The organism is Haloarcula sp. Atlit-7R (genome assembly GCF_003666065.1).
Lineage (GTDB): Archaea > Halobacteriota > Halobacteria > Halobacteriales > Haloarculaceae > Haloarcula > Haloarcula taiwanensis.
This window is the reverse complement of record NZ_QXIK01000120.1, coordinates 1-438: the sequence shown is the minus strand read 5'-3', so window position 1 is coordinate 438 and position 438 is coordinate 1. Positions and strand designations below refer to the sequence as shown.

Sequence of the window (438 nt, the reverse complement as noted above, 5' to 3'; positions counted from 1 at the left end):
GCTGCTCGTCGTCGCGGGCATCGTCGTCGCGACCACCGACGTGTACACGTCCGGCGGGGCGACCCTCGGCGAAGCGCGCGAACTCGGGGGCATCCTCGGAGGCATCGGCGTTCCCGCCGTCTTCCTCGGCGTCCTCGCGGTCCTCCCCGCGAGCCGTCGAACCCGTGCCGCGTCGCTCATCGGCGCGAGCATCGCCGTCCTCGGCGTCGCGCTCTTCTCGCACGCGTACCCGTGCCAGTGGACCGGCGCGACCTGCGGGGCCGGCCTCCCCGACCTCACGCTCGAAACCGTCGCCGTCTACTTCTTCGGCACGGTCACGACGTTCTGGTGTCTGTTCGTCGGCGTCGCCAACTTCAAGACGCGGAACGACCCCGGCGGCACGGCCACGGTTCAGGTGACGAAGAAGGGAGAAACCCGCGTCGTCGAAGTCGAGAAGTC

1 pseudogene is annotated in these 438 nt (G+C 70.1%); it reads left to right on the top strand.

The window, feature by feature from the left end:
* Positions 1-438, top strand: a pseudogene (locus D3D01_RS22935) (ribonuclease BN); the annotation flags it as partial.